Consider the following 25,315-nt stretch of genomic DNA (forward strand, 5'->3'; position numbering starts at 1 on the left):
GTGAGCGACGATAGCCTGCGCCTCTGGGACCCACTGGTGCGCCTGTGCCACTGGTCGCTGGTGGTGGTGTTTGTCGGCGGCTATTTTCTCACCGAAGAAGGCGATGGCTGGCACCGCTGGCTGGGCTATTACGGCCTGACGATCGTACTGCTGCGCAGTGTCTGGGGCTTTGTCGGCAGCCCGGCGGCGCGCTGGGCGCACTTCTGGCCAACGCCCACGCGCTTGAAGTGGCACTTGCAGGCCCTGTTCAGCGGCCAAGACTACCACCGCCTCGGCCATTCGCCGCTGGGCGCGCTGGTGATGGTGCTGATGTTGCTGCTGATGGCCGGCCTTGGCGTCAGCGGCTTCATGATGGAAGAGATTTATTACTTCTGGGGCGACGACGGCCTGCGCGATATCCATGAGCTGATGGCCGATGCCCTGTTGGCGCTGGTGTGCCTGCACATTGCGGCGGCGCTGTTCGAGAGCTGGCGGCTGAAGGAGAACCTGCCGCTGTCGATGCTCACCGGCAGGCGCCGGCGGCGCTGAAACGATCGCGGGTCAAGCCAGCACCCACCGAACTGTGGAACTGGCTTGCCAGCGATGGGCTGCGCAGCAGCCCTCTATCAGTGCTGCATAGGCTGATGATCATGCCCATGCATGGCTTGCGCATTCAACGCCCGCACCGGCGCTTTCACTTCGATGGTCTGCTTGACGCCCTTGGCATCCTCGACCACCAGGGTCAGCGGCACGTGCTCACCTTCCTTGAGTTGCTGGTTGAGGTCCATGAGCATCACGTGATAACCGTTGGGGTCAAGGCTCACCGCCTTGCCGGCCGGCAGCGGCAGGCTGTCGACCTCGCCCATTTTCATCACGTCGTTTTCCATGGTCATCTGGTGCACCTGCACGGTCCTGGCCACCGGCGAGGCGACGCTGAGCAGCTTGCTGTCGGTGCTGGCGGTGAGGGTCATGAAAGCACCGCTGGACTTCTGGTTGGGCACGGTAGCACGCGCCCAGGCGTCGCTGACGGTGGTTTCGGCCATGGCCGGCAGGGCCAGGCCGATCAGGGCCAGCGCGGCCAGGGTACGTTTGACAGGGTTGCGAAGCATTAACACACCTCCATGACAGTGAGCAGGTCTTCTGCGCACTCTTTTGCATTGAGCGAATGGGACAGGCCCAGGCGCAGCTGGCCGCGGGAATCGAAGACGTAGCTGGTCGAGGTGTGCGAGATGGTATAGGTATCGCCGGCTGGCACCTTCTCGTAGAACACACCGAACTCGCGGGCGGCTGCCGCGGTTTCTTCGAGGGTGCCGGACAACGCCACGAACGAGGGGTCGAAGGCCTTGACGTAGGCGTCGAGCACCTCGGGGGTATCGCGCTCGGGGTCGAGGCTGATGAACACCACCTGCAAAAAGCCTGCATCGCGGCCCATCAGCTTCTTGATCTGCACCGCGCGCGCCAGGGTGGTCGGGCACACCGCCGGGCACTGGGTGAAACCGAAGAACACCATCGGCATCGAACCCCAGAAACTCGAGAGGGTACGGACGTTGCCTTGGGTATCCTTGAGCTTGAACGAACGGCCGAGGATCTTGTTGCTCATGTCCTTGCCGTACTTGAAGTCCAGCGCGCCACCGGAACGGGGGTCGCAACCTGCAAGGGCGCCGAGGCCCAGCAGGCTGATCCCGGCAACAACCTGGCGCCGGGTCAGTAAATCAGTCATGTAACCATCCTTTCGGGAAGGTGCCAGCCCCTGGATAGAGGGCATGTCGAGAAACCTTCGCATTTTGTCATGGTGGTGGACGCAGGTTCCAGCGCGCAGCGCCCCGTACGTCTGTATCCCAGTAATTACGGGGTGCGGCCTGTTGTCGCAGGCAGTGACAAGAAACATCCAGCAACGTCTACGGTAGTAATGACGCATCCTGCTCGCCTCTCACTCGTGGAGCCCTCCCCATGCTCAGCAAGGCCGTACTGACCCAACACGAAGTCGCGCAACTGCTTGCCGCCGCCCGCGCCGAAGCCCAGGCCAACCAGTGGCCGGTGAGCATCGCCGTGGTCGATGACGGCGGCCACCCGCTGGCCCTCGAACGCCTGGACGGCTGCCCGCCGATCAGCGCCTACATCGCCCAGGAAAAAGCCCGCACTGCGGCTCTGGGGCGCAAGGACAGCAAGGTCTACGAAGACATCATCAACGGCGGGCGCACGGCCTTTCTCTCGGTGCCGGTGCTCAACGCCAACCTCGAAGGCGGCGTGCCGCTGCGGGTGGACGGCCAGGTGATTGGCGCGGTGGGTGTTTCCGGGGTCAGGTCCGAGCAGGATGCGCAGGTGGCCAAGGTGGCGATCGCCGCGTTGCTGGCCCAGTTGGCCGGCTAAACACTGACAAACTCGAACTGGGTGTATTGCACCCCTTCGGGCGTCTCAATGGTTTCGGCATGTGCCCCCGCCGGCAAGACCCTTGGCCAGAAGCGCAGGCCGGCGAAGTTGTCCGCCAGTACCGATAGCTGCCACGGGCCACGGTGCAAATCGAACAGCCCCTGCGCCGCAGCATGGCCGACCCCTGCCAGGCGATAGGCACTGACGACATAGAACTCAGCCAGTTCGTACACCGCGCGCTCTGGCTGCTGGCGAACCAGGGCAAACCCTGCTATTTCGTCCTCAACCAGCAGCAGGTAGGCAAATCGCCCTGGCTCCTGCCAGTAGAGCGGTAAATAAGGATAGTCCCCGTCGACACCGAGTTCGCGCAAATACTCCGGAAGCATCGCCTCAAAGTGTTGTTTTTCACGCTCAAGTGCAGGTTTGATCTGAACCTTCATGCCGTTAATTTCCTACATCAGTCACAAAACGGTACACATCCTGCTTACTGCGAGGCGACGCATCCTATGATGCGCCTTTCGTAACGACACATAAGGAAAAGTGCCGTGTTCAAACCGTTAGCAGTCGCTGTAAGCCTGGGTTGTGCAATGTTGTCCTCCGGCGCCAGCGCCTATGAATATGGGCAATATGCCGGGCAGACCCTGGACCGTCTGATCAACGACTACCCCGGACGTTACCGCGGTACCGCCAGTTTCGAAGGTGCTACCGCCCTGATGCAAACGCAACTGGGCTTCGGCTACCAGACCCGCCGCCAGGACTTCACCTGGGCCGGCAACCGCAGTTCGCAGAACGTCATCGCCTCCGCCGCGGGCCAGAACAGCACCTACGTGGTGCTCGGCGCCCACTACGACACCTACTTCGGCCGCCCTACCCTGCAAGGCCTGGACGACAACGCCTCGGGCGCCGCCGTGCTCACCGAGATCGCCCGCAACCTGGGCGGCGTGGCCCTGGAGAACGGCCTGGAAGTGGTCGGTTTTGGTGCCGAAGAAGAAGGCCTGCGCGGTTCGCGCGCCTATGTCGCGTCATTGAGCGACAGCCAGCGCGCCAACCTGTTGGGCATGATCAACCTCGACAGCCTGATCACCGGCGACAAGATGTACGCCCACGCCGCCAGCAACAGCATTGCCAACCCGGCCCTGGGCGCCTACCGCGACCAGTTGCTGCGCATCGCCCAGGAGATGAACATCGCGCTGTTCACCAACCCCGGCCTGAACCCCGAATACCCGGCCGGCACCGGCTGCTGCAGCGACGGCGAAAGCTTCAACAGCCTCAACGTGCCGGTGCTGTTCATCGAGGCCACCAATTGGGAGCTGGGTGACCTGGACGGCTACGAGCAGACCGACAACCCGGCGATCCCCGGCGGCTCGACCTGGCACGACCCGGCTGAAGACAACCAGCAAGTGCTGACCAACGCCTTCGGCCAGCAGCGCATCGACCAGCGCCTGAGCGACTTCTCGCGGCTGCTGACGCGCCTGGTGCTGGAACTGACCAACGCCGACCTGCTCGCCTCCACCGCCTCCGGCGGCGCTATGGCGCGGCAGATGGAAGACCAGTTGCAACGCCAGCACCAGGCCCTGACCCGCTTGCATGACCGCCGCTGGCTGAGCCTGCTGGACGCCACACGGGCAGTCGGCAGCTTTGATGGTGAAGTGGGTGTCGAAGGCGAAGTTTCGCCAGACAGCGGTTTCGATGCGCCGGGCAACCCCGAGTCGAAACGCGTGGGCGTTTATGGCGTTGGCGATTACCGTCTCAATGACGCCCTGACTGTCGGTGCCAGCCTGAGCTTCCAGCGCAGCCGTGACGCCCTCGACCACGGCGGGCGCATCGAAGGCGACGCCTGGCAGGCCGGGCTGTTTGCCCTGCTCAACGACGGCGGCCCGCAATGGCTGGCCGGCGAGCTGAGCGCCGGGCATACAAGCTTTGATACCAAGCGCTCGGTGTACATCCAGGCCAGCAACGGCCCGGTGCTGCTCGACCAGCGCCTGTCCGGCGACACCTCGGCGTGGTTCTGGGGCGCGCGGCTCGACGGCGGCTACGACTTCAGCTTCGGCGCCTTGAAGACCGGCCCGGTGGCGGGCCTGGACTACATGCACTATCGCATCGATGACTTCCACGAAGACCAGGCCCTGCGCACTGCCCTGGGCTACGAAAAGCAGAACTACGACGCCCTCGAAGCCAGCCTCGGCTGGCGCCTGCATGGCAGCGTTGGCCTGGGGGCGAACATGGCCCTGCAACCCTACGCCAGCGTGCGCTGGGTACGCGAACTGGCCGATGGCCGCCTGGACGAGATCGACCTCACCAGCAATGCCGACGGCCGTGTGCGGGTAGCGGACATGGGCAGCGTCGACAAGGACTTTGGTCGCGCGCAAGTGGGCGCGCAGTTGATGTTCACCGAGCAGTTGGGGGTGTTTGCCGAGGTCAACAGCCGCTTTGCCCATAGCGAGGGTAATCAGGCTGGCTATTCCCTGGGTGTGCAGTGGCAGTTTTAACCCTGTAGGAGCGGGCTTGCCCCGCGATAGCGGTCTGTCAGTCATATCGCAATCGCGGGGCAAGCCCGCTCCCACAACAAAAGGATATAAAAATAACAAAGCAATCTAACAATTTGGAATAAACAAATTGAAGGGCCTGCGCGGGCTCCTTATATTTTCGGGCATGCCTTGCCCTTGAATCCCAGGAGTCCGCCCATGTCGCACACGCCCCATTCCCCTCTGCGTCGCCTGCTCACCGGCGGCCTGTTTGCCGCCCTGGCGGCGCTGATCCTGCCCGCCCCGCTGGCCCATGCCGAAGCGAGCAAGACCCTGCGCATCGGCTACCAGAAGTTCAACAGCATCAACATCCTCAAAGGCAGCGGCGCCCTGGAAAAAGCCCTGGAGCCACAAGGGGTGAAAGTCAGCTGGTACGAATTCGCCGCCGGCCCGCAGCTGCTCGAAGCGCTGAGCACCGGCGCCATCGACCTTGGCCATGCCGCCGATGCACCCTCGGTATTTGCCCAGGCTGCCGGCAAGCCGGTGGTGTACCTGGCCGCCGAGCAGCCCTACCCCAAGGGCATCGGCCTGGTGGTGCGCGACCAGGACCACATCGCCAACGTCGCCGCCCTCAAGGGCCAGCGCGTGGCCACCGGCCGCGGCTGGAACGCCCAGTACCTGCTGGCCGTGGCCCTGCAGGATGCCGGCCTGAGCTACAAGGACATCACCCCGGCCTACGTCAACAATGCCGCCGACGCCGTGGCCGCACTGCAGTCCGGTAGCGTCCAGGCCGTGACCCTGTGGGACCCGTTCCTCGCCGCCGCCGAACAGCAACCGGGCCTGAAGAACCTGCGCGACGGCAGCGGGCTGTCCAACAACCGCACCTTCTACCTGTCGTCGGTGGCCTTTGCCGACGACAACCGCGCGCTGCTGAAAACCTTCTTCAGCGAACTGGCCAAGGTCAGCAGCTGGGCCAACCAGAAGCCCGACGAAGTCGCTGCCCTGCTGGCACCGCAACTGGGTATCGGCGCCGATGTGCTACAGGTGGCCAGCGAGCGGCGCAACTACAACGCCGTGGCCATTGACGCAAAAATCACCGCCGAGCAGCAGAAGCTTGCCGACACCTTCCAGGGCCTGGGCCTGATCCCCAAAGCGCTGAAGGTGGCCGATGCGGTCTACCCGGTGTCGGTCCTGCCCTGAGTACAGACCATGTCCAAGACCATCCGCTTTAACGCTTTCAGCATGAACGCCGCCACCCACCAGTCCCCCGGGCTGTGGCGCCATCCGCGCAACACCAGCGTCGATTTCAATCGCCTGGGTTACTGGACCGACCTCGCCCGCCTGCTCGAACGCGGGCTGTTCGATGCGCTGTTCATTGCCGATGTGCTGGGTATCTATGACGTCTACCAGGGCAGCGCCGACGGCGCCCTGCGCGGCGGCGTGCAGGTACCGGTCAACGACCCGCTGCTGATCGTCCCGGCCATGGCCGGGGTCACCGAACACCTGGGCTTTGGCATCACCTTTTCGCTGACCTACGAGCACCCGTACCCCTTCGCCCGGCGCATGTCCACGCTCGATCACCTGAGCGCCGGGCGGGTGGGCTGGAACATCGTCACCGGTTACCTCGACAGCGCCGCACGCAACCTCGGCCTGGCGCGGCAACTGGGCCACGACGAGCGCTACGAGCTGGCCGAGGAATACCTGCAGGTGCTGTACAAGCTCTGGGAAAAAAGCTGGGACGACGATGCCGTGTTGCAGGACCGCGCCAGCGGCCAGTTCCTCGACCCGGCCCGGGTGCACCCGATCAACCACCAGGGCGAGCACTTCCAGGTGCCCGGCATTCACCTGAGCCAGCCTTCGCCGCAGCGCACGCCGGTGCTGTTCCAGGCCGGCGCCTCGCCGCGCGGCCTGCGCTTTGCCGCCGACCATGCCGAATGCGTGTTTATCAGCGCGCCGACCCAGGCGGCGCTGAGCGGCTATGTCGAGAGCATCCGCAAGGCCACCCGCGACGCCGGCCGGCCTGAGCAGGACGTGCTGATCTACGCCCAGGCGCTGCTGATCGTCGCCGACAGTCGCCAGGCGGCCGAGGCCAGGCTGCAGGAGTACCGCCAGTACGTGGACGTCGAGGCGGCGCTGACCCTGCTGTCGGGCTGGACCGGCATCGACTTCGCAGGGGCCGACCCCGACGCGTTGATCGAATACATCGACAACGACGCCGGCCGCACTGCCCTGGCGGTGTTCACCAAGGCCGACCCGAACCGGCGCTGGACCGTGCGCGAAGCGGCCGAGTTCGTCAGCCTCGGCGGCCGCGGCCCGGTGTTGCTCGGTTCAGCGTCAGAGATTGCCGATCAACTGGAAGACTGGCTCGACCACACCGGTATCGACGGTTTCAACCTCACCTATGCGGTAGTGCCCGACGACCTGCAAGCGGTGGTCGAGCAGGTGGTGCCCGAGCTGCAACGCCGTGGCCGTTATCCCACGGCATATGAAGACGGAACCTTGCGCCACAAGCTGTTCGGCCGCGGCGACCGTTTGCAAGCCGAACACAAGGGCCGGCTCGTCCAGATCTGATCCCAGGCACTATGCTCTGAACAGTCGCCCAACCGCTGGAGCCTGTTCATGCGCCTTCGCCTTGTCTTGTGCCTGTTGCTGGCCCTCAGCAGCGGCGCCAGCGCCACTGAACAGTGGCACCTGGCGCAGGATGAAGACGGCATCCAGGTGTACCTCAGCGAGGTGCCGGGTTCGCCCTACCAGCAGTTTCGCGGCGTGGCGTTGATCAAGGCCAGCGTGTCGACCTTGAGCGAGCTGCAGGAAAACCTGCGGGTTGCCTGCAAATGGCTGTACGGCTGCGCCGACATGCGCCTGCTCAAGGTCGAGGGCGACAGCACCTGGGTCTACCTGACCACCGCCCTGCCCTGGCCGGCCAGCACCCGCGACATGGTCATCCAGGTGCAGAGCGAGCGCCGCGACGACGGCAGCCTGGTACGGCGCATCAAGGCCGTGCCGGGCATGGTCAAGCATGTGCCGGGGCAGATCCGCGTGCGCCAGCTCCAGGGCCTGTGGACCTTCGTGCCCAAGGGCGAGCAACTCACCGAAGTGACCTACCAACTGCAGGCCGATCCGGCCGGCGACATTCCCTCGTGGCTGGCCAACCAGTTCGTCCTCGATGCCCCCAGCGTGTCCTTGCGCACCTTGCGCGCGGTGGCCGAGCGCCAGGGTGGTTCAGCGCCAGGGCGCTGAGGGTTTCAGAGCACTTCGAACAAGCCGGCGGCGCCCATGCCGCCGCCCACGCACATGCTCACCACCACGTACTTGACGCCACGGCGCCGGCCTTCGAGCAAGGCATGGCCGACCATGCGTGCGCCACTCATGCCGTAGGGGTGGCCGATGGCGATGGCGCCACCATTGACGTTGAGCCGCGCCGGGTCGATGCCCAGGGTCTGTGCGCAATACAGCACCTGGCAGGCGAAGGCTTCGTTGATTTCCCACAGGCCGATGTCATCGACGCGCAAACCGTGCTGACGCAGCAACTTGGGGATCGCCAGCACCGGGCCGATGCCCATCTCCTCGGGGGCCAGGCCGGCCACGGCGATGCCGCGATACAGGCCCAGTGGCCTGACCCCGCTACGCGCCGCCAGCGTCCCGCTCATCAGCACACTGGCACTGGCACCGTCAGACAACTGGCTGGCGTTGCCGGCGGTGATGCAGCCGCCTTCGCGCACCGGCGCCAGGTTTTGCAGGCCCGCCAAGGTGGTTTGCGGGCGGTTGCCTTCATCCTGGGTCAGCTGCACGTCCTGGTAGCTGATCGCCCCGCTGAGCTTGTCGACGACTTTCTTGCGCACGCTGACCGCCACGACCTCATCGGCAAACAGCCCCGCTGCCTGGGCTGCTGCCGTGCGCTGCTGGGATTGCAGGCTATAGGCATCCTGGGCTTCGCGGCTGATGCCGTAGCGCTTGGCGACGAGCTCGGCAGTGAGCAGCATGGGCATGTAGGCATGCTCGGCCATGCGCACTACGCTTGCGTCCTGCTCGGCCGCTGCGGCCTGCATATGGGCGTTCTGCACCAGGCTGATCTGCTCCTGGCCGGCGCCGATCACCACCTGCATGCCGTCGACCATGATCTCTTTGGCGGCAATCGAAATCGCCATCAGCCCCGAGGCGCACTGGCGGTCGATGGTCTGGCCGCTGACCGACAGCGGCAAGCCCGCCGCCAGCACCGACAGGCGCGCCAGGTTGGTCGCAGCGGTGCCGCTTTGCATGGCGGTGCCCAGCACCAGGTCGTCGATCTCGCCGGGTTCGATGGCGGCGCGTTCGACCGCCGCGCGAATGGCCACGGCACTCATCGACGGCGCCTTGAAGTCATTGAAGGCGCCGCGAAAGGCCTTGGCTATCGGCGTGCGCGCGGTTGAGACAATTACGGCGTCTTGCATGGCGATGTACTCCAGTCAGTCACAACGCAAACGGCCCAATGCCGCCCGCAGGGGTTCAGGGATGGTTAGCGGACGGTTGCTGGCGCGCTCGACAAATACGTGAACAAAGCGCCCCACTGCACTGGCCTGCGGCTGCCCGGCCTTGAAGATGCCCAGGCGGTAGTGCACCGAGCTGTTGCCCAGCTTGCTCACCGCCAGGCCGACCTCGATGCGCTCGGGAAAGGCGATCGAGGCGAAGTAGTCGCAGCTGGAATTGACCACCAAGGCGATCACTTCACCCTGGTGGATATCCAGCCCGCCGTGCTCGATCAGGTAGCTGTTCACCGCGCTATCGAAAAAGCTGTAGTAAACGACGTTATTGACGTGGCCATAGACGTCGTTGTCGTGCCAGCGCGTGGTGATCGGCTGGAAGTGACGAAAGGCCTCGCGCCCGGGCTGCTCCATCAGAACGCCTCCCGATAAATCGCCAGGGCATCGGCTTCACTGACCTCGCGCGGGTTGTTGACCAGCAGGCGTTGCTGTTGCATGGCATCGCGGGCCAGCTGTTCGAGACTGCCCTCAGGCACACCGGCATCGCGCAAACGGCTCGGCAGGCCGCAGCGCGGGCTCAGTTCCGCCAGCTCATCGATCAACTGCGCGGTGAGGCTGTGCACATCGCCGGCGCGCAGGCGCTCACCCAGCAGCAGCGGCGCCAGCTCGGCATACAAGGGCGCCGCCGCTTCAGCGTTGAAGCGCAGCACATGGGGCAGCACCAGGGCGTTGGACAGCCCGTGGGGGATATGAAAATGCCCGCCCAGCGGATAGGCCAGCGCATGCACTGCCGCCACCGGCGCGTTGGCAAACGCCTGGCCGGCCAGGCACGCGCCCAGCAGCATGGCCTGGCGCGCCTCGCGGTTGCTGGCGTTGTGCACCGCCTGGTCAAGATTGCCCGCCAGCAACTTCAACGCCTCGCGGGCCAGCAGGTTGGACAACGGGTTGCGCTTGAGCTTGCTGGTGTAGGCTTCGATGGCATGAACCATGGCGTCGATGCCGGTCGCAGCGGTAACGGCTGGCGGCAGGCCGAGGGTCAGGTCGGCGTCGAGCAGCGCAAGATCGGGCAGCAACAGGTTGGAGACCACGCCCATCTTGCTGTGCTCGCCAGTGGTGACGATGGCAATCGGGGTGACTTCCGAACCGGTGCCGGCGGTGGTCGGTACCTGGATCAACGGCAAGCGCCGGCCACGGGCCTGGTCGACGCCATAGATATCGCTGAGCAGTTGCTGGCATTGCGGGTGCGCCAGCAGCGCCACCAGCTTGGCGACGTCCATGGAGCTGCCGCCGCCAAAGCCGACGATCAGGTCGGCGTGCATCGCCCGCGCCTGCAGCACTGCCTCCAGCACACAGGCTTGCGGCGGGTCGGCCTGCACCTGGTCGAACACCTCTACGGCCAGGCCCTGCTGGGCAAAAGCGGGCAACAGTGGCTCGAGCAAACCCAGGCGGGCAATGCCCGGGTCGGTGACGATCAACACCGCCCGCGCCCCCCGCTCGCGGCACAGGCTGGCCAGGCGCAAGGCGGCGCCGGCTTCGCAGAGGATCTGCGCGGTGGTAGCAAAACTGAATGAGTGCATGCGGCGTCCCTCGTTGTTGTTGTTGTGATGCCCGCAGGTAAATCAGAAAGCGAAATCGGCCTCCGGCAGGCTCATCAGGCAACCCGCACCGGCCAGCAAGGCTTCACGGTGGGCGCCAGCACGGGGCAAGACTCTGCGCAGGTAAAAGTCCGCCGCCTGCAGCTTGGCCTGGTAGAACGCCGCCTCGCTGCTGCCGGCCGCCAGGGCCGCGCTGGCGCGCTCTGCCGCTTGCAGCCACAAGGCCGCCAACAACACATAGGCCGAGTAGGCGAGAAAATCCACCGACACCGCGCCGATCTCTTCCGGATCGTGGCGGCAGGCTTGCAGCACCGACTCGCCCAGCGCCCGCCACTGCTGCAGGCACTGCCCTACCCGCTCGGCCATCTGCGCCTGACGGGTAGCCTGGTTTACCTGCGTTGCCAGCTCATCGATCAACGCATTGAGCTCACTGCCGCCATCGCCGAGCAGCTTGCGGCGAACCAGGTCCAGGGCCTGGATGCCGTTGGTGCCCTCGTACAGCTGGGTGATGCGGCTGTCGCGCATCAACTGCTCCATGCCCCACTCGCGGATAAAGCCATGACCGCCGTAGAGCTGCACGCCAAGGCTGGCGACTTCCTGGCCGCAGTCGGTGAAGAAGGCTTTGACGATCGGGATCAGCAAGGCGGCGCGACGTTTTGCAGCACTGCAATGGTGTTCAAGATCGAGCTGGCGCGCGGTGTAGGCGGCGAGCATGCGGCAGCCTTCGCTGAGGGTCTTCTGGGTCAGCAGCATGCGCCGCACATCGGGGTGGACGATGATCGGGTCGGCGGCTTTGTTCGGCGCCTTGGCGCCGCTGATGGCCCGCGACTGCAAGCGCTCGCGGGCATACACCAGCCCCCCCTGGAACGCCGCCTCGGCAATGCCCAGGCCCTGCAGGCCGACCTGAAAGCGCGCGTCGTTCATCATGGTGAACATGCAGGCCAGGCCCTGGTTGGCCTCGCCCACCAGCCAGCCACTGGCGCCGTCGAAGTTCATCACACAGGTGGAAGCGCCCTTGATGCCCATCTTGTGTTCCAGCGCGCCGCAACTCAAAGCGTTGCGCGCGCCGAGGGTGCCGTCGGCGTTGACCAGCCGCTTGGGCACCAGGAACAGGCTGATGCCCTTGACCCCGGGCGGTGCGTCGGGCAAACGCGCCAGCACCAGGTGGATGATGTTGGCGCTCAGGTCCTGCTCGCCGCCGCTGATGAAAATCTTGCTGCCACTGAGCTGGTAGCTGCCGTCGGCCTGGGGCATGGCGCGGGTACGCAACAGGGCCAGGTCGGTGCCGGCCTGGGGCTCGGTAAGGCACATGGTGCCGGTCCATTCGCCGCTGACCAGTTGCGCCAGGTAGCGTTGCTTGAGCGCGGCGCTGCCATGGCGATCCAGCGCCAGCACCGTGCCTTCGGTGAGCCCGGAGTAGATGCGAAACGACAGCGACGCGGCCATCAGCATCTCGTGAAAACTGGCCGAAACCATTTGTGGAAAACCCTGGCCGCCGAAATCCAGCGGCCCGGTCATGCTCGCCCAGCCCTGCTCGACGTAGCGTTTGTAGGCCTGGCGAAAGCCATCGGGCGTGGTCACCTGACCGTCCTGTAAGCGGCAGCCCTGCTCGTCACTGTTGCGGTTCAGCGGTGCGACCACTTCGGCGGCAAAACGGGCGCCCTCTTCGAGCACGCCATCGATGGTCTCGCGGTCCAGGCCGCTGCCCAGTTGCTGGCAATGGCCACTGACATCGAACAGCTCGTGCAGCACGAACCGCATATCGCGTAGCGGTGCCTGATAGCTCATGCCCGGCCCTCCTGGACAACAGCAAAGTCTTTGCCGGCGGCGACCAAGCGGGCAATCAGCGGCGCTGGCCGCCAATGTTCACCCAGCATGCGCTGCAGGCGCTCCAGACGTTCCTGGATCGACGCCAGGCCCTGGCTGTCAGCCCAGCGCATCGGCCCGCCAACCGCGGCCGGGAAGCCGTAGCCATTGAGGTAGACCCGATCGATGTCGTGGCTGTTGGCGGCAATGTTCTCTTCGAGGATCTTCGCCCCTTCGTTGACCAGCGCCAGCAGGCTGCGCTCGACGATTTCCGGGGCGCTGATCAGCCGGCGGCGATAGTCCAGGCCGGCAGAAACACGCTCGATCAGGGCATCGACCTCTGGGTCGTGCTCGGCCTCGCGGCTGCCTTCGGCGTACTGGTAGTAACCACGGCCGGCCTTCTGACCGAAGCGGCCGAGCTCGCACAGGGCGTTGTCGACCTGCACCAGCGGGCTGTCCATCCCCTGCCCGGCCAATTGGCGCGCGCGCCATTCAAGGTCGACACCCACCACGTCGTACATGCGAAACGGGCCCATGGCAAAACCGAAAGCCTGCAAGGCGCCATCGACCTGGTGGGGCAGCGCGCCTTCGAGGAGCATCTTGCGCGCCTCGTCGGCATAGGTTTTAAGCATGCGGTTGCCGATAAAGCCGCGGCAGTTGCCAGCCACCACGGCGATCTTGCCCAGGCGCTGGCCCAAGATTTTGGCCTGCTCGAGCACGGCCGCCGAGGTGTGCTGGCCGCGAACGATTTCCAGCAGTTTCATGATGTGCGCAGGGCTGAAAAAGTGCAGGCCCAGTACCTGCTGCGGGCGCTGGGTGACGGCGGCAATGGCGTCGATATCCAGCGCCGAGGTGTTGCTGGCGAGGATCGCGCCGGGCTTGAGGGTGCGGTCCAGGGTGCGGAAGATTTCCTGCTTGAGCTCGAGGTTCTCGTACACCGCCTCGATCACCAGGTCGACATCGGCCAGCGCTGCGTAGTCGTCCACCGGCCGAATGCGCGCCAGGTTCTGTTCGGCCTGCGCCTCGCTGATACGTCCCTTGACCACCTGATGGGCCCAGGTGTCAGCAGCCATCTTCAGGCCGGCGCTGACCATCTGCGCGCTGGCATCGAGCCACAACACCGGAATGCCGGCACTGGCCAGGCTGATGACAATCCCCCGGCCCATGGTCCCCGCCCCTATCACTGCGGCCTGCTGCACATCGAAGTCGTTGCTCACACCGGCACCCCTAAGTCGAAAAGAAGGATTGCCGACACCCTAAGCAGCTGCCTACTATTTGAGAAATTTCATTTTCATATGTGTGATATTTGCAATATGAATATATCTACCTTCGACCTCAACCTGCTGCGCATCCTCGACGTGCTGCTGCGCGAGCAGAACGTTTCGCGCGCCGCCGAGCGCCTGGCCCTCAGCCAGCCGACGGTGAGCAACGCCCTGGCGCGCCTGCGTGAACTGCTCGACGACCCGCTGCTGGTGCGCATCGGCCGGCGCATGCAACCGACGCCCAAGGCCCTGGCCCTGGAAGGCCCGATCCGCTCGGCGCTGCAGCAGATCGAGCAAACGCTGAATGTCGGTGAAAGCTTCGACCCGCACCTGAGCCGGCAGACCTTTCGCATTGCCATGACCGACTTCGTCGAACAGCTGTGCATGCCCGGCCTGCTGCGCCGCCTGCAGGAGCGCGCGCCGAACCTGCGCCTGGACATCGCCCCGCTGGCGCCAAGCCTGCCGGTGGATGCCCTCGACCGTGGCCAGCTGGACCTGGTGCTGGGGCGCTTCGACGAGATTCCGGCGCGCTTTGCCCGTCATCACTGGCGCAACGAGACCTTGCAGATTGCCCTGCGCCAGGATCATCCGCTGGTGAACGGCGCACTGGATCTGGACACCTTCCTGCGCCTGCGCCACCTCTGGGTGCATGGCGGGCAGACCCGCGGCATGGTCGATCAATGGCTGGGGGAACAAGGCCTGGCGCGGCAGATCGTCTACACCACGCCCAACTACTTGCAGGCGGCGCACCTGGTGGCGGCGTCGGACTTGTGCGTGGTGCTGCCGACGCAACTGGCACGTCACTTCGCCACGCTGCTGCCGTTGCAGCTGCATGACTTGCCGTTTGCGCTGGAGGCGTTCGAGCTTGAGCTGGTGCACCTGGCCCAGCGCGGGCAGGACCGGGCGCTGGGCTGGTTGGTGGGGGAGATTTTGCGGGTAACTTGAGGGCCACATCGCGGGGCAAGCCCGCTCCCACAGGTCATGTGTACAGCACAAATCCTGTGGGAGCCGGCATTGCCGGCGATCAGATGGGTCAGGACAGCGCTTTTTTCGCCGCCCGCACGTGCAACACCGCGCCCATCAGGGCCACGACAATCGCCGCCGCACCGGTGGAGAACACCAGTACCTGGTAGTCCGGGACAAAGGCCATGGTTACCAGGCAGCCGATGATGAACACGATCACCAGGTAGGTCAGCCACGGGAACAGCCACATTTTCAGGCGGATCGGCTTGCCCTCGGCTTCGAGCTTGCGGCGCATCTTCAGTTGCGAGAAGGCGATCACCAGGTACACCAGCAAGGCGATCATGCCGGTGGTGTTCATCAGCACGTCGAGCACGTCTTTCGGGCGCAGGGTTTCGCTGAAGTTGATCAGGGCCACGAACACCGCCACCGAGCACGAGCCGATGATCGAGAACACCGGCACGCCGGTACCGGCACGGGTGATCTTGAAGAACGACGGCGCATCACCACGGGTCGACAGCGAGAACAGCATGCGCGAGGCGGTGTAGTGCGCCGAGATCAGGCAGCTGCTCACCGAGGTCAGCACCACGAAGTTCATTACAAACTCCGCACCCGGAATACCCAGCAGCTCCAGGGTACGACGGTACGAGCCGTAACCCGAGGTGCCCATCAGCGGGTCGTTCCACGGCACCAGGGCGACGATCAGGAAGATCGAGCCGACGTAGAACAGGCACACCCGCCAGACCACCGAGTTGGTCGCCTTGACGATCTGCTCGGACGGGTTCTTCGACTCGGCGGCAGCAATGGTGACGATTTCGGCGCCGAGGAAGGCGAACATCACCCCGAGCATGGCCACCACCACCGCCTCCATGCCGTTGGGCATGAAGCCTTGCGCGGTGAGGTTGCTCAGGCCGTGGACTTCACCGGTGGGCCACAGGTTGACTACCGCCAACCCGCAGACCACCAGGAAACAGATGATCGCCACCACCTTTATCAAGGCGAACCAGAACTCGAACTCGCCGTAATGCTTGACGTTGAAGAAGTTGACGCTGATCAGCACCAGGGTGGTGGCCAGGACGAACACGTTGACGCTGATCGACGGGAACCAGCCGTGTAGAATCTTGCCGGCGACGTAGGCTTCCCAGGCCATCAAAATCACCCAGAACCACCAGTACAACCAGCCGATGGTAAAGCCCGCCCAGCGGCCGATGGCGCGCTCGGCGTAGGTGGAGAACGAGCCGGTGTCGGGCGATGAAGTCGCCATTTCACCGAGCATGCGCATGATCAGCACCACCAGGATGCCGCCGGCCAGGTAGGCCAGGATGGCCGCGGGGCCGGCGCTGTGAATCACACTGCCGGAGCCGACGAACAATGCCCCGCCGATAACCCCGGCGATCGACATCATGGTCAGGTGGCGAGACTTGAGCGAAGCGCTGAGCTTGCTCTCGTGCTCCACCTTCGCTGTGGAAGTGGATGTGGATGTTGCGTCCATCAGTAGCTACCTCGTGTTCTTTTTATGCAAGGAAACTCGTGACACCGCCTGCTACAGCGGTCTCACCCATTCGAATCGGTAAAGGTGCGGGCAGCCGCAATCGCCCGGCCCAAGTCATGGGTCGGCGACGCTGCTCACAGGGCCAGCGAATTACCTCTGGTCGGATTGAACGGTGCAATGGCGCGATGGCGGGTCAGTGCCACCTGTGCGCAAGGAGCGGTTGGGCGGTGCCCAAGGGTGAAAGCATGTGTGTCATTGTGATTATTCATACTGCTTCAACGTGCTTTAGCTAGCGATAACAGACCCCTAATGTAAAAATGTCCGACACATAGAGCCATGCACAGCGCGATGAAAAATCCACTGCACTGTACAGGCCGCCGATGCAGTACACCGCGTTTTCCTGCAGGCGCCCGGCGTTACGCACACCTGAAGGCACAGCTTCCCCATGCTTGAATTACGACCCGACGCATCGCCCCCGCTGGTCAACCAGATCATCAACGGGCTGCGGGAGTTGATCGAGAACCAGACCCTCAAACCCGGTGCCAAGGTGCCCTCGATCCGGGCCTTCGCCGCCACCTATTCGGTCAGTACATTCACCGTGGTCGAAGCCTACGACCGCCTGGTCGCCCAGGGTTTGCTGGTCAGCCGCGGCAATGCCGGGTTCTTCGTCAACCGCTCGGCCGTGGAGCTGATCGAAAGCCAGGCCAGTGAGCCGGCGCCGGGCAAGCCGGAATTCAACTCCGAGTGGTACCTGCAGCAAATCTTCGAAAGCCGCCAGCTTGCGTTCAAGCCCGGCTGCGGCTGGCTGCCCAACGACTGGATGTTCGAAGACGGCCTGCGCCGGGGCATGCGCCAGGTTGCCAGCAGCGTGCTGGAATTGAGCGGCTACGGCGACCCCATGGGCCTGCTGGAACTGCGCACCCTCACCGCGCAGAACCTGCAGCAGGACCTGCGCATCGTCGCCAACCCCAACCAGCTGATGCTCACCCACGGCGCCAGCCAGGCCCTGGACCTGGCCGTGCGCACCCTGGTGCGCCCGGGCGACGTGGTGCTGGTGGACGACCCCGGCTACCCCAACCTGATGAGCATTTTGCGCTTTCAGGGCGCGACCCTTCTGGGCGTACCGCGCACGCCCAACGGCTACGACCTCGACCACCTCGAACGGCTGCTCGAACACCACCGGCCGACGGTGTTCTTCACCCAGCCGCACCTGCACAGCCCGACCGCCTCGCGCACGCCGCTGGCGCAACTGCACCGCCTGCTGCAACTGGCCGCGCGCCACGGCTTTCGCCTGGTGGAGAACAACCTCTACGCCGACATGATCAACGAGCCGCTGCCGTGCCTGACCAGCCTCGATCATCTACAGCAGGTGGTGTACGTCGGCAGCTACTCGAAGAGCATCTCGCCGAATGTGCGGGTCGGTTTCATGCTGGCCAACCCCGAACTGATGCAGCAACTGCTGCAACTGAAAATGCGTTCGGGCCTGACCACCTCGCAGGTGATGGAACGGGTGGTGTACGCGGCCATCACCGACGGCCGCTGGCGTAAGCACCTCAAACGCCTGCGCCAGCGCCTGGCCGATGCGCAGCAGCAGGTCAGCGAACAGCTCACGCGGCTGGGTTTCGAGCGCTTTATCGAAGGCGATGAAGGCATGTACCTGTGGACCCGCCACCCGGCCATCGCCGACAGCGCGGCGCTGGTCGACGACGCCCTGGAGCAAGGCATCATGCTCGGCCCCGGGCAGTTGTTCATGGTCGACTCACAAGCGACCGGGTGGATGCGCTTCAACGTCGCGTTCAGTACCGAGGCGGCGTTGTGGGAGAAGCTTGAGAAATTGCTGGTCAAGCATGGGCGGCGTCAGTAGGAGCGGGCTTGCCCCGCGATGGCGACAAGGTAATCGATATAAATCGATTACTTTGAAAAACACAAAGCTCAGCGTCTATTTTATTCAACACGCACTCTTACCCAAAAACCCCGCCATAGAGCCACACAGATCGCTTTTTCGAACCCCGCACCGTACCAACCAGAAATTTCTTGTAAAAATTTAATTGACACACCTCTGTCACTCTTCTTATTTTCCCTCCCTGCCTCACCTTCATAAAAATAATTTCAAACCCTACGGGCAAGCGCCATCCATGCCAGTCTCTTCGCGTGCAGCACACCAGCAGAACACAGGAACGGTTCTCGACTCCGCAGCGGACGCATACTTCAAAAAGACCCTGAAACTCTGGCAAGTGGTCATCATTGGCCTGGCCTACATCGCCCCGATGACCGTGTTCGATACCTTCGGCATCGTCTCCGGCATCACCCATGGGCATGTGCCCAGCGCCTACGTGCTGGCGCTGCTGGGCATCCTCTTCACCGCGGTCAGTTATGGCGTGCTGGTTCGGCGCTTTCCCGAGTCTGGTTCGGCCTATACCTACACGCGCCGGGCAATCAACCCGCACGTGGGCTTTCTGGTCGGCTGGTCGTCGCTGCTCGATTACCTGCTGCTGCCGATGGTCAACGCCCTGCTGGCCAAGCTCTACCTGTCGGTGATGTTCCCCGAGGTGCCGGCCTGGGTCTGGGTAGTGGGCTTCGTCACGGTGATGAGCCTGATCAACATGCGCAGCATCAACCTGGTGGCCAACTTCAACACCTTGTTCGTCGCCATCCAGGCGCTGATCATCGGCGTGTTCATCTACCTCACCCTACGCGGCCTGCACAGCGGCGAAGGCCTCGGCACTTCGTGGAGCCTGCTGCCGTTTGCCGACCAAGGCACGCACTTCAACGCCCTAGTCGCCGGCGCCACCATCCTCTGCTTTTCGTTCCTGGGTTTCGATGCGGTGACCACCCTGTCGGAAGAAACCGAGAACGCGCAGAAAGTCATCCCACGGGCGATCTTCCTGATTGCTTTGATCGGCGGCCTGGTGTTCATCGTCGTGTCCTACTACATCCAGGCGTTTTTCCCGACCATGGACCGGTTCCAGGACCACGAAGCGGCCCTGCCGGAAATCGCCCTGTATGTCGGCGGCAAGCTGTTCCAGTCGATTTTCATCTGCTGCACCTTCATCAATACCCTGGCCTCGGGCCTGGCTTCGCAAGCCAGTGTGTCGCGCCTGTTGTACGTCATGGGCCGCGACAACGTCATCCCGCGGCGCTACTTCGGCCGCCTGCACGGCAAATGGAAAACCCCGGTGATCAACATCGCCATCGTCGGGCTGATCTCGCTGTCGGCGATCTTCTTCGACCTGGTGACCGCCACCTCGGTGATCAACTTCGGCGCGCTGGTGGCCTTCAGCTTCGTCAACCTCTCGGTGATCGTGCACTGCTACCTGCGCGAGGGCTGCAACAAGACCTGGCTGGACAAGCTCAAGTACCTGGTGGTGCCGACCATCGGCTTTTGTATCATCGCCATCCTCTGGCTGGACCTGGACAGCCACTCGCTGCTGTTCGGCGGGGTGTGGGCGACGCTGGGGGTGCTGTACCTGGCATACCTGACCAAGGCCTTCAGGGTTGCACCGCCCAGCTTCATTGCCGAGTAACTGCCCGTAGGAAACAGCCCGTCGATACTGACGGGCTTTGTGCATTCAACAACCCGACAGAACAAGGACGCCCTCATGCTGCTGCGCCGCCTGCTGATTCAATGGAAGATCACTTTGCTCGCCGGCCTGTGCCTGCTGGCCATCGTGGTGGTGCTGATGGCGGCCACGCTGATGCAGTCGAGCCGCAGCGCCGCGCTGGTCAACACTGCCAACACGCAGATGCTCGACCACAACGCACGGCTGCGCCTGCACACCTCGGCCCAGCTGCAGGCGGCGAATATCCAGCGCTACTTTCGCGATGCGTATTTGTATGGCGATGGCGTCGCGCAACTGGTGATGTTCTTGAAGGCCCAGGGCAACGACAACCTGCGTCACGACCTGACCGAACAGACCCGCAAGGCCTTGGGCAAGAACCCCGACCTGCTTGGCCTGTACCTGGTGTTCCTGCCCAACGCCCTGGACGGCAAGGACAGCGCCTTCAGCGATCAGGCCGCGGTCGGCAGCAACGAGAACGGACGCTTCTCGCTGTACTGGTCGCAGCCCAAGCCCGGCGAGCTGGAGTCTGAAGCCATGCCCGAGTCGATGCTTGCCGACACCAGCCTGTCGGCCAACGGCTCGGCCTACAACCGCTGGCTCACCTGCCCGCTGGAAACCGGTGAAGCCTGTGTAGTCGATCCGTACTTCGACAGCGTCGGCGACCGTACGCCATTGATGACCAGCATCGCCTTCCCGCTCAAGCAGGACGGCAAGATCGTCGGCGTCATGGGCCTGGACATCAGCCTCGACAACCTGCAGCAACTGAGCCTGGACGGGCGCAAGGAGCTGTTCGACGGCAACGGCCAGGTCAGCATCGTCAGCCCCGCCGGTTTGCTCGCAGGGCATAGCCGCGATGCCGCGCAGCTAAGCAAGAAATTCGAGCAAGTGTTCGGCCAGCACGCCAGCGCCGTGGCCGCGCAGATGCGCGCCGGCAAGGCGGCTGAGTTCAGCGACAACGGCGTGCTGCAGGTCAGCCAGTCGTTCGCCCCGGTGCCCGGCGCACAACCGTGGAGCGTGCTGCTGGAAGTGCCCGAACAGGTACTGCAAGCGCCGGCGATTGAACTCAACGCACGCCTGGACGCGCACAACAGCAGTGCCAACCTCAGCAGCCTGCTGATGGCCCTGGCGGCGGCCTTGGTGGGCCTGGTGGTGATCTGGCTGACCGCCCGTGGCGTGACCCGGCCGATTTTAAGTGTGGCGGCGATGCTCAAGGACATCGCCAGCGGCGAAGGCGACCTGACCCGGCGCCTGGACTACGCCAACAAGGACGAACTCGGCGAATTGACCCACTGGTTCAACCGCTTTCTCGACAAGCTGCAACCGGTGATTGCCGACGTCAAAGCCTCGGTGCAGGATGCGCGCAGCACCGCCGACCAATCGGCGGCGATTGCCAGCCAGACCAGCGCCGGCATGCAGCAGCAATACCGCGAAGTCGACCAGGTGGCCACCGCCTCCCAGGAAATGAGCGCCACCGCCCAGGATGTCGCCCGCAACGCCGCGCAAGCCGCCGAAGCTGCGCGCGGCGCCGACCTTGCCAGCCGCGAAGGCCTGAGCATGATCCGCAACACCACCCAGGCGATCGAACGCCTGGCCAATGAAATGACCGCCGGCATGCAAGAGGTACAGCAACTGGCCAGCCGCAGCGAGCAGATCGGCTCGGTGCTGGAAGTGATCCGCGCCATCGCCGAGCAGACCAACCTGCTGGCCCTCAACGCCGCCATCGAAGCCGCCCGCGCTGGCGAGGCCGGGCGCGGCTTTGCGGTAGTGGCCGATGAAGTACGCAACCTGGCCAAACGCACCCAGGACTCGGTGGACGAAATCCGCGTGGTGATCGAAGGCCTGCAACAAGGCACCCGCGAAGTGGTCGACACCATGCACAGCAGCCACCGCCAGGCCCAGGACAGCGTCGCCCAGGCCGAACAGGCGCTACCGGCGCTGCAGCGAATTGGCGAAGCGGTGACGGTGATCACCGACATGAACCTGCAGATCGCCTCGGCGGCCGAAGAGCAAAGCGCGGTGGCCGAAGAAGTGAACCGCAACGTGGCGGGGATTCGCGATGTGACCGAGTCGCTGTCGGGGCAGGCGCAAGAATCGGCGCAGATCAGCCAGGCGCTGAACCGCCTGGCCAATCATCAGCAGGGGTTGATGCAGATGTTCCGGGTGTAGCACTCCCCTGTGGGAGCGGCGGTGCGACGACTCGACTTGACCCGCGATGAGACCAGCAGCCAATGCACGATCTCACCGCCGCCGATAACTCTTCTTGCCACTGGGCGTCAGGCAGTACACCCCACCCCGCGGCCCCGTGCAGAAGCTCCCGGTCCCACAGCCACAGCCCTCACTTGCCCCGCGCAACGGCTGTAGCGCGGGCCGAGCCGCCCTGCCGCCCATGGTCGCCGAGCAACTTTTCTTAGAAGCACTGATCGACCCGTCATTACACAAAAACAGATCGCCATCACATCCAGCAATCCCACCCTTGCGCCCGGAGCAAGGCTTATTACCCGCCAACGCCGTGGACGCCGCCAACACCAGTACCAGGGCCAACCCTAGCCGCCCGTAAAAACAACGTGCCACAGCATTCCCTCCGTAGAATATGGCCGAATGCTATCAGCGTTGCCATAGCTCAGCAAAACCCGGCCATCCGTGCTCCCAGGGCAAAACTGATTGTCCCCGTCAAATATCAACCCGGTGGCGATCCGCTAAAGGCGTAATGAGTAACGTTCACAGCAAAGTCCAGCGAAACTTTTCACTTTATTCGCTAACTGATTGATCCATATCAATATTTAACTAATTAACCAATAAGAGCACGCCCGCAGATGCCCGCTTAACGCCGAGAATGTCTACACCATTCACGGTGGAGAGTAGAGTTGAAGCGCATCAAGATAGTGTTGTGGTCGTTGTTCGTCGGCTTGACCCTGCTATGGGCACTGGCAGATACCTTTGTGCCCACCCCACTGACTTACTTCTCGCTACGCACGGTGCTGGTGCAATACACCGGCGTCATCGCCATCGCCGCCATGAGCGTGGCGATGATGCTGGCCGTGCGCCCGCGCCCCCCGGAACCGCTGCTGGGCGGGCTCGACAAAATGTACCGGCTGCACAAATGGCTCGGCATCAGCGCCCTGGTATTCGCCAGCGTGCACTGGGTCTGGGCCAAGGGCACCAAGTGGGCGGTTGGCTGGGGCTGGCTGGTCAAGCCGGCCAAGGGCGGCGGCGCGGCGCCGGAACTCGGCGCGATCGAGCAGGCGCTGCGCAGCCAGCGCGGGCTGGCCGAAACCCTGGGGGAATGGGCGTTCTACGCCATCGGCGTGCTGATCATCCTGGCCCTGGTCAAGCGCTTCCCGTACCACTGGTTTGCCAAGACCCACACGGTGCTGGCGGCGCTCTATCTGGTGCTGGTGTTCCACACCGTGGTGCTGCTCAAGTTCGACTACTGGCTGCAACCCATCGGCATCGTCACCGCCCTGCTGCTGGTCGGCGGCACGCTGGCGGCGCTCCAGGCACTGTTCAAGCGCATCGGCAAGCAGCGCAAGGTCCAGGGCCAGATCCAGACCCTGATCCACTACCCGCAGGCGAACCTGCTGGAAACCCACATCGCCCTGCAAGCGGGCTGGCCCGGGCACCAGGCTGGCCAGTTTGCTTTTGTGACCTCATCCGAATCGGAGGGGCCGCACCCGTACACCATCGCCTCGGCCTGGGACCCGCAAGCGGCGCAACTGCGCTTTATCACCAAAGGCCTGGGCGACCACACCCGGCGGCTGCCAACGCGGCTGAAAGAAGGCGACCCGGTGACAGTAGAAGGCCCCTCCGGCTGCTTCACCTTCGAAGACCAAAAGCCCCGGCAGGTCTGGATCGGCGCCGGCATTGGCATCACCCCCTTCGTGGCCCGGCTCAAGCAACTGGCGCTGGAGCCGGACCGGCAACACAGTATCGACCTGTTCCACCCGTGCGGCGCGGATGCTGCCGACGCCATCGACAACCTGCGCGCCGACGCGGCCGCGGCCGGCGTGCGTTTGCACCTGTGTGTGTCTGGCCAAAATGGCCGGCTCAGTGGCGAACGCCTGCGCAAGGAAATTGCCGACTGGCAGCAGGCGAGCTTCTGGTACTGCGGGCCTGCGGACTTTGGCCAGGCCCTGCGTGACGACCTGGTGGCCCATGGGCTGAAGCCGAAAGACTTTCATCAGGAGTTGTTCCAGATGCGCTGACGATCAGGCGGGCGCAGCCGCCACCAGCATCGCCGAACCGTGTGGGAGCGGGCTTGACCCGCGATGAGGCCAGCACATTACCGACCAGCCTTACGCAACCGCCTAACCACAGCAAAACGCTTACAAAACTGCCGATGGTGGTGACTGTTCAACAAAACCAGCGCCACCGCAGGCAGTGCAATCGACGTCGCGGAAAAAAACAGATGGAGACCGCCTCCCAAACTGGCGATGGCCATCAGCAGACTCGTCACCGCAACCGCAACGAGACACCATACCCCCCAGGCAAAACCGTTAGCGATCAGACCAGCGCCTACGCCACACACCGCCGCCCCGAGCAAAATCACAATCAGCACATACCCCATGTTCTCGAGATGCCCGGCAAAGTAGGCGTACTCCAGCTGCACCGTTGCCAGCGCAATAGAGGCCATGGTCAAGAAAAACGCGGCGAAAGATCGGCCCATGTAGCGCCTTAAAAACGCCGCCATCCCCGGATACCGCAACACATCCACAGGCTGCCCCGGCAAGCGCTTGGCCCGCGGAGCCTTGCTGATCTCGACAAACCTTGCATATAGCCGCCGATAGCCCTGGCTGTTGAACACCAGCAGACCAGCCAGGGGACAGAAAAGCGCCAGGTAATAAACCAGCCCAGGTGGACGCTGGGCATACATCCCCAAAGCGACCAGCAAACAGCACACCAGCAGTGCCACCAACCACCAGATCAACCGCGTGCTCCCCCACACCAGCAAGAGGTGCAGCAGGGTCGGGATAACCACGCCGTTCCTCACGCCGCGCAGGATGTCGGATGAACTCATGGCGCTCAGAGAGTGTGCGCCGTTAATCACCAGCATCAGGCTCATGAGGGAAGCAACTGACAGCAACCAGCTCAAGGTCAGCAGCGGGAAATTGCGGCGCAGGCAGGCGTTGATTTGTTCTTGGTGATTCATCCGTGAACCTTTGAGGGTGAGGGTTCGATTTTATCGTTTGCCCGATACAGGCTTGAAGTGATTGCGCCGGATGTCCGACAGGGTTTTGCTCATCTCTCGATAACGGCGGCTGTTATACGCCAACAGCGCCACCTGCGAAACACGCCTCTCCCAGGCGGATGATCGCATCGGTGAAGGAGATGAAAGTCAGGAAAAATCCGCTCCATAGCAAGGAGTGAGC

The 25,315-nt window shown here is 63.9% G+C and carries 22 protein-coding genes and 1 pseudogene; 12 read left to right on the plus strand and 11 right to left on the minus strand.

Going from position 1 to position 25,315, the window contains the following annotated elements; genetic code table 11:
* On the plus strand, positions 1–528 hold the full coding sequence (locus LOY54_RS17235) for a cytochrome b/b6 domain-containing protein (protein WP_258607338.1): 528 nt from the start codon (positions 1–3) through the stop codon (positions 526–528).
* 77 nt (positions 529–605) lie between these two features.
* Here the strand turns inward: LOY54_RS17235 and LOY54_RS17240 are convergent, their stop codons facing one another.
* Together LOY54_RS17240 and LOY54_RS17245 are read right to left on the minus strand one after the other, a co-directional pair.
* A complete protein-coding gene (locus LOY54_RS17240; RefSeq protein ID WP_258607339.1) occupies positions 606–1,088 on the minus strand; it encodes a copper chaperone PCu(A)C in 483 nt (160 codons plus the stop codon).
* Positions 1,088–1,699 carry an SCO family protein gene (locus LOY54_RS17245; protein ID WP_038995914.1) on the minus strand — a complete coding sequence of 204 codons (612 nt, stop codon included), beginning with the start codon at positions 1,697–1,699 and terminating at the stop codon, positions 1,088–1,090. The genes LOY54_RS17240 and LOY54_RS17245 overlap by 1 nt, the downstream gene beginning before the upstream one ends.
* A gap of 230 nt (positions 1,700–1,929) precedes the next feature.
* Here LOY54_RS17245 and LOY54_RS17250 point away from each other — a divergent pair, with 230 nt between their 5' ends.
* A complete protein-coding gene (locus tag LOY54_RS17250) occupies positions 1,930–2,349 on the plus strand; it encodes a heme-binding protein (protein WP_258607340.1) in 420 nt (139 codons plus the stop codon).
* Here the strand turns inward: LOY54_RS17250 and LOY54_RS17255 are convergent.
* Positions 2,346–2,789, minus strand: coding sequence for a GNAT family N-acetyltransferase (locus tag LOY54_RS17255; RefSeq protein ID WP_258607342.1), 444 nt, complete (start codon positions 2,787–2,789; stop codon positions 2,346–2,348). The two genes, LOY54_RS17250 and LOY54_RS17255, sit on opposite strands and share 4 nt — an antisense overlap.
* 105 nt (positions 2,790–2,894) lie before the next feature.
* On the opposite strand from LOY54_RS17255, the gene LOY54_RS17260 reads away from it, so the two are divergent.
* The 4 genes from LOY54_RS17260 to LOY54_RS17275 all read left to right on the plus strand — a co-directional run bounded on the left by LOY54_RS17260 (position 2,895) and on the right by LOY54_RS17275 (position 8,054).
* Complete coding sequence (locus LOY54_RS17260; RefSeq protein WP_258607343.1) at positions 2,895–4,838, plus strand: autotransporter outer membrane beta-barrel domain-containing protein; 1,944 nt, start codon at positions 2,895–2,897, stop codon at positions 4,836–4,838.
* Positions 4,839–5,033: 195 nt separating this feature from the next.
* Positions 5,034–6,014, plus strand: coding sequence for an aliphatic sulfonate ABC transporter substrate-binding protein (locus LOY54_RS17265; RefSeq protein WP_258607344.1), 981 nt, complete (start codon positions 5,034–5,036; stop codon positions 6,012–6,014).
* A 9-nt stretch (positions 6,015–6,023) separates the two neighbouring features.
* The gene (locus tag LOY54_RS17270; protein ID WP_258607345.1) at positions 6,024–7,385 is read left to right on the plus strand and encodes an LLM class flavin-dependent oxidoreductase; all 1,362 of its coding nucleotides are present in this window, start codon (positions 6,024–6,026) and stop codon (positions 7,383–7,385) included.
* Positions 7,386–7,433: 48 nt separating this feature from the next.
* Positions 7,434–8,054: an START domain-containing protein gene (locus LOY54_RS17275; protein ID WP_258607346.1), complete on the plus strand. Its 621-nt coding sequence runs from the start codon at positions 7,434–7,436 to the stop codon at positions 8,052–8,054.
* 5 nt (positions 8,055–8,059) lie between these two features.
* On the opposite strand, the gene LOY54_RS17280 is transcribed toward LOY54_RS17275, so the two are convergent.
* The 5 genes from LOY54_RS17280 to LOY54_RS17300 are packed head-to-tail and all read right to left on the minus strand — an operon-like array spanning position 8,060 to position 13,892.
* Positions 8,060–9,244: an acetyl-CoA C-acyltransferase gene (locus LOY54_RS17280; RefSeq protein ID WP_258607347.1), complete on the minus strand. Its 1,185-nt coding sequence runs from the start codon at positions 9,242–9,244 to the stop codon at positions 8,060–8,062.
* Positions 9,245–9,259: 15 nt separating this feature from the next.
* Positions 9,260–9,688, minus strand: a complete 429-nt coding sequence (locus LOY54_RS17285; protein ID WP_258607348.1) for a thioesterase family protein — start codon at positions 9,686–9,688, stop codon at positions 9,260–9,262.
* Positions 9,688–10,851, minus strand: coding sequence for an iron-containing alcohol dehydrogenase (locus tag LOY54_RS17290; protein ID WP_258607349.1), 1,164 nt, complete (start codon positions 10,849–10,851; stop codon positions 9,688–9,690). The genes LOY54_RS17285 and LOY54_RS17290 overlap by 1 nt, the downstream gene beginning before the upstream one ends.
* A gap of 42 nt (positions 10,852–10,893) precedes the next feature.
* Positions 10,894–12,657 carry an acyl-CoA dehydrogenase C-terminal domain-containing protein gene (locus LOY54_RS17295; protein WP_258607350.1) on the minus strand — a complete coding sequence of 588 codons (1,764 nt, stop codon included), beginning with the start codon at positions 12,655–12,657 and terminating at the stop codon, positions 10,894–10,896.
* Positions 12,654–13,892 (minus strand): 3-hydroxyacyl-CoA dehydrogenase, encoded by a 1,239-nt coding sequence (locus LOY54_RS17300; RefSeq protein WP_258607352.1) that lies wholly within the window; start codon positions 13,890–13,892, stop codon positions 12,654–12,656. Before LOY54_RS17300 ends, LOY54_RS17295 begins: the two co-directional genes overlap by 4 nt.
* A gap of 96 nt (positions 13,893–13,988) precedes the next feature.
* Here LOY54_RS17300 and LOY54_RS17305 point away from each other — a divergent pair, with 96 nt between their 5' ends.
* Positions 13,989–14,882: a LysR family transcriptional regulator gene (locus LOY54_RS17305; RefSeq protein WP_371128644.1), complete on the plus strand. Its 894-nt coding sequence runs from the start codon at positions 13,989–13,991 to the stop codon at positions 14,880–14,882.
* 88 nt (positions 14,883–14,970) lie between these two features.
* On the opposite strand, the gene LOY54_RS17310 is transcribed toward LOY54_RS17305, so the two are convergent.
* The gene (locus LOY54_RS17310; protein WP_045194356.1) at positions 14,971–16,389 is read right to left on the minus strand and encodes an amino acid permease; all 1,419 of its coding nucleotides are present in this window, start codon (positions 16,387–16,389) and stop codon (positions 14,971–14,973) included.
* 445 nt (positions 16,390–16,834) lie between these two features.
* Here LOY54_RS17310 and LOY54_RS17315 point away from each other — a divergent pair, with 445 nt between their 5' ends.
* The 4 genes and pseudogenes from LOY54_RS17315 to LOY54_RS27665 all read left to right on the plus strand — a co-directional run bounded on the left by LOY54_RS17315 (position 16,835) and on the right by LOY54_RS27665 (position 22,115).
* Positions 16,835–18,253 carry a PLP-dependent aminotransferase family protein gene (locus LOY54_RS17315; RefSeq protein ID WP_045194357.1) on the plus strand — a complete coding sequence of 473 codons (1,419 nt, stop codon included), beginning with the start codon at positions 16,835–16,837 and terminating at the stop codon, positions 18,251–18,253.
* Positions 18,254–18,524: 271 nt separating this feature from the next.
* The gene (locus LOY54_RS17320; protein WP_258607354.1) at positions 18,525–19,913 is read left to right on the plus strand and encodes an APC family permease; all 1,389 of its coding nucleotides are present in this window, start codon (positions 18,525–18,527) and stop codon (positions 19,911–19,913) included.
* Positions 19,914–20,249: 336 nt separating this feature from the next.
* Positions 20,250–21,257 (plus strand): annotated as a pseudogene (locus LOY54_RS27660) (HAMP domain-containing protein); the annotation flags it as partial.
* A 102-nt stretch (positions 21,258–21,359) separates the two neighbouring features.
* On the plus strand, positions 21,360–22,115 hold the full coding sequence (locus tag LOY54_RS27665; protein WP_371128676.1) for a methyl-accepting chemotaxis protein: 756 nt from the start codon (positions 21,360–21,362) through the stop codon (positions 22,113–22,115).
* Positions 22,116–22,187: 72 nt separating this feature from the next.
* On the opposite strand, the gene LOY54_RS17330 is transcribed toward LOY54_RS27665, so the two are convergent.
* Entirely contained in the window at positions 22,188–22,520 is a 333-nt protein-coding gene (locus LOY54_RS17330; protein WP_258607355.1) for a hypothetical protein, read from the minus strand.
* Between the two features lie 293 nt (positions 22,521–22,813).
* Here LOY54_RS17330 and LOY54_RS17335 point away from each other — a divergent pair, with 293 nt between their 5' ends.
* Complete coding sequence (locus LOY54_RS17335) at positions 22,814–24,151, plus strand: ferric reductase-like transmembrane domain-containing protein (RefSeq protein WP_258607356.1); 1,338 nt, start codon at positions 22,814–22,816, stop codon at positions 24,149–24,151.
* A 77-nt stretch (positions 24,152–24,228) separates the two neighbouring features.
* Here the strand turns inward: LOY54_RS17335 and LOY54_RS17340 are convergent, their stop codons facing one another.
* Positions 24,229–25,095: a hypothetical protein gene (locus LOY54_RS17340; RefSeq protein ID WP_258607357.1), complete on the minus strand. Its 867-nt coding sequence runs from the start codon at positions 25,093–25,095 to the stop codon at positions 24,229–24,231.
* Positions 25,096–25,315 lie beyond the last annotated feature (220 nt).

This window comes from Pseudomonas sp. B21-032, assembly GCF_024748965.1.
Taxonomy (GTDB): domain Bacteria; phylum Pseudomonadota; class Gammaproteobacteria; order Pseudomonadales; family Pseudomonadaceae; genus Aquipseudomonas.

Excerpts from the sequence above, each read along its gene's own strand:
- LOY54_RS17240 (WP_258607339.1), bottom strand. The coding sequence starts at position 1,088 with ATGCTTCGCAACCCTGTCAAACGTACCCTGGCCGCGCTGGCCCTGATC.
- LOY54_RS17245 (WP_038995914.1), bottom strand. The coding sequence starts at position 1,699 with ATGACTGATTTACTGACCCGGCGCCAGGTTGTTGCCGGGATCAGCCTG.
- LOY54_RS17250 (WP_258607340.1), top strand. The coding sequence starts at position 1,930 with ATGCTCAGCAAGGCCGTACTGACCCAACACGAAGTCGCGCAACTGCTT.
- LOY54_RS17255 (WP_258607342.1), bottom strand. The coding sequence starts at position 2,789 with ATGAAGGTTCAGATCAAACCTGCACTTGAGCGTGAAAAACAACACTTT.
- LOY54_RS17265 (WP_258607344.1), top strand. The coding sequence starts at position 5,034 with ATGTCGCACACGCCCCATTCCCCTCTGCGTCGCCTGCTCACCGGCGGC.
- LOY54_RS17270 (WP_258607345.1), top strand. The coding sequence starts at position 6,024 with ATGTCCAAGACCATCCGCTTTAACGCTTTCAGCATGAACGCCGCCACC.
- LOY54_RS17275 (WP_258607346.1), top strand. The coding sequence starts at position 7,434 with ATGCGCCTTCGCCTTGTCTTGTGCCTGTTGCTGGCCCTCAGCAGCGGC.
- LOY54_RS17280 (WP_258607347.1), bottom strand. The coding sequence starts at position 9,244 with ATGCAAGACGCCGTAATTGTCTCAACCGCGCGCACGCCGATAGCCAAG.
- LOY54_RS17285 (WP_258607348.1), bottom strand. The coding sequence starts at position 9,688 with ATGGAGCAGCCCGGGCGCGAGGCCTTTCGTCACTTCCAGCCGATCACC.
- LOY54_RS17290 (WP_258607349.1), bottom strand. The coding sequence starts at position 10,851 with ATGCACTCATTCAGTTTTGCTACCACCGCGCAGATCCTCTGCGAAGCC.
- LOY54_RS17295 (WP_258607350.1), bottom strand. The coding sequence starts at position 12,657 with ATGAGCTATCAGGCACCGCTACGCGATATGCGGTTCGTGCTGCACGAG.
- LOY54_RS17305 (WP_371128644.1), top strand. The coding sequence starts at position 13,989 with ATGAATATATCTACCTTCGACCTCAACCTGCTGCGCATCCTCGACGTG.
- LOY54_RS17310 (WP_045194356.1), bottom strand. The coding sequence starts at position 16,389 with ATGGACGCAACATCCACATCCACTTCCACAGCGAAGGTGGAGCACGAG.
- LOY54_RS17315 (WP_045194357.1), top strand. The coding sequence starts at position 16,835 with ATGCTTGAATTACGACCCGACGCATCGCCCCCGCTGGTCAACCAGATC.
- LOY54_RS17320 (WP_258607354.1), top strand. The coding sequence starts at position 18,525 with ATGCCAGTCTCTTCGCGTGCAGCACACCAGCAGAACACAGGAACGGTT.
- LOY54_RS27665 (WP_371128676.1), top strand. The coding sequence starts at position 21,360 with ATGCAGCAGCAATACCGCGAAGTCGACCAGGTGGCCACCGCCTCCCAG.
- LOY54_RS17340 (WP_258607357.1), bottom strand. The coding sequence starts at position 25,095 with ATGAATCACCAAGAACAAATCAACGCCTGCCTGCGCCGCAATTTCCCG.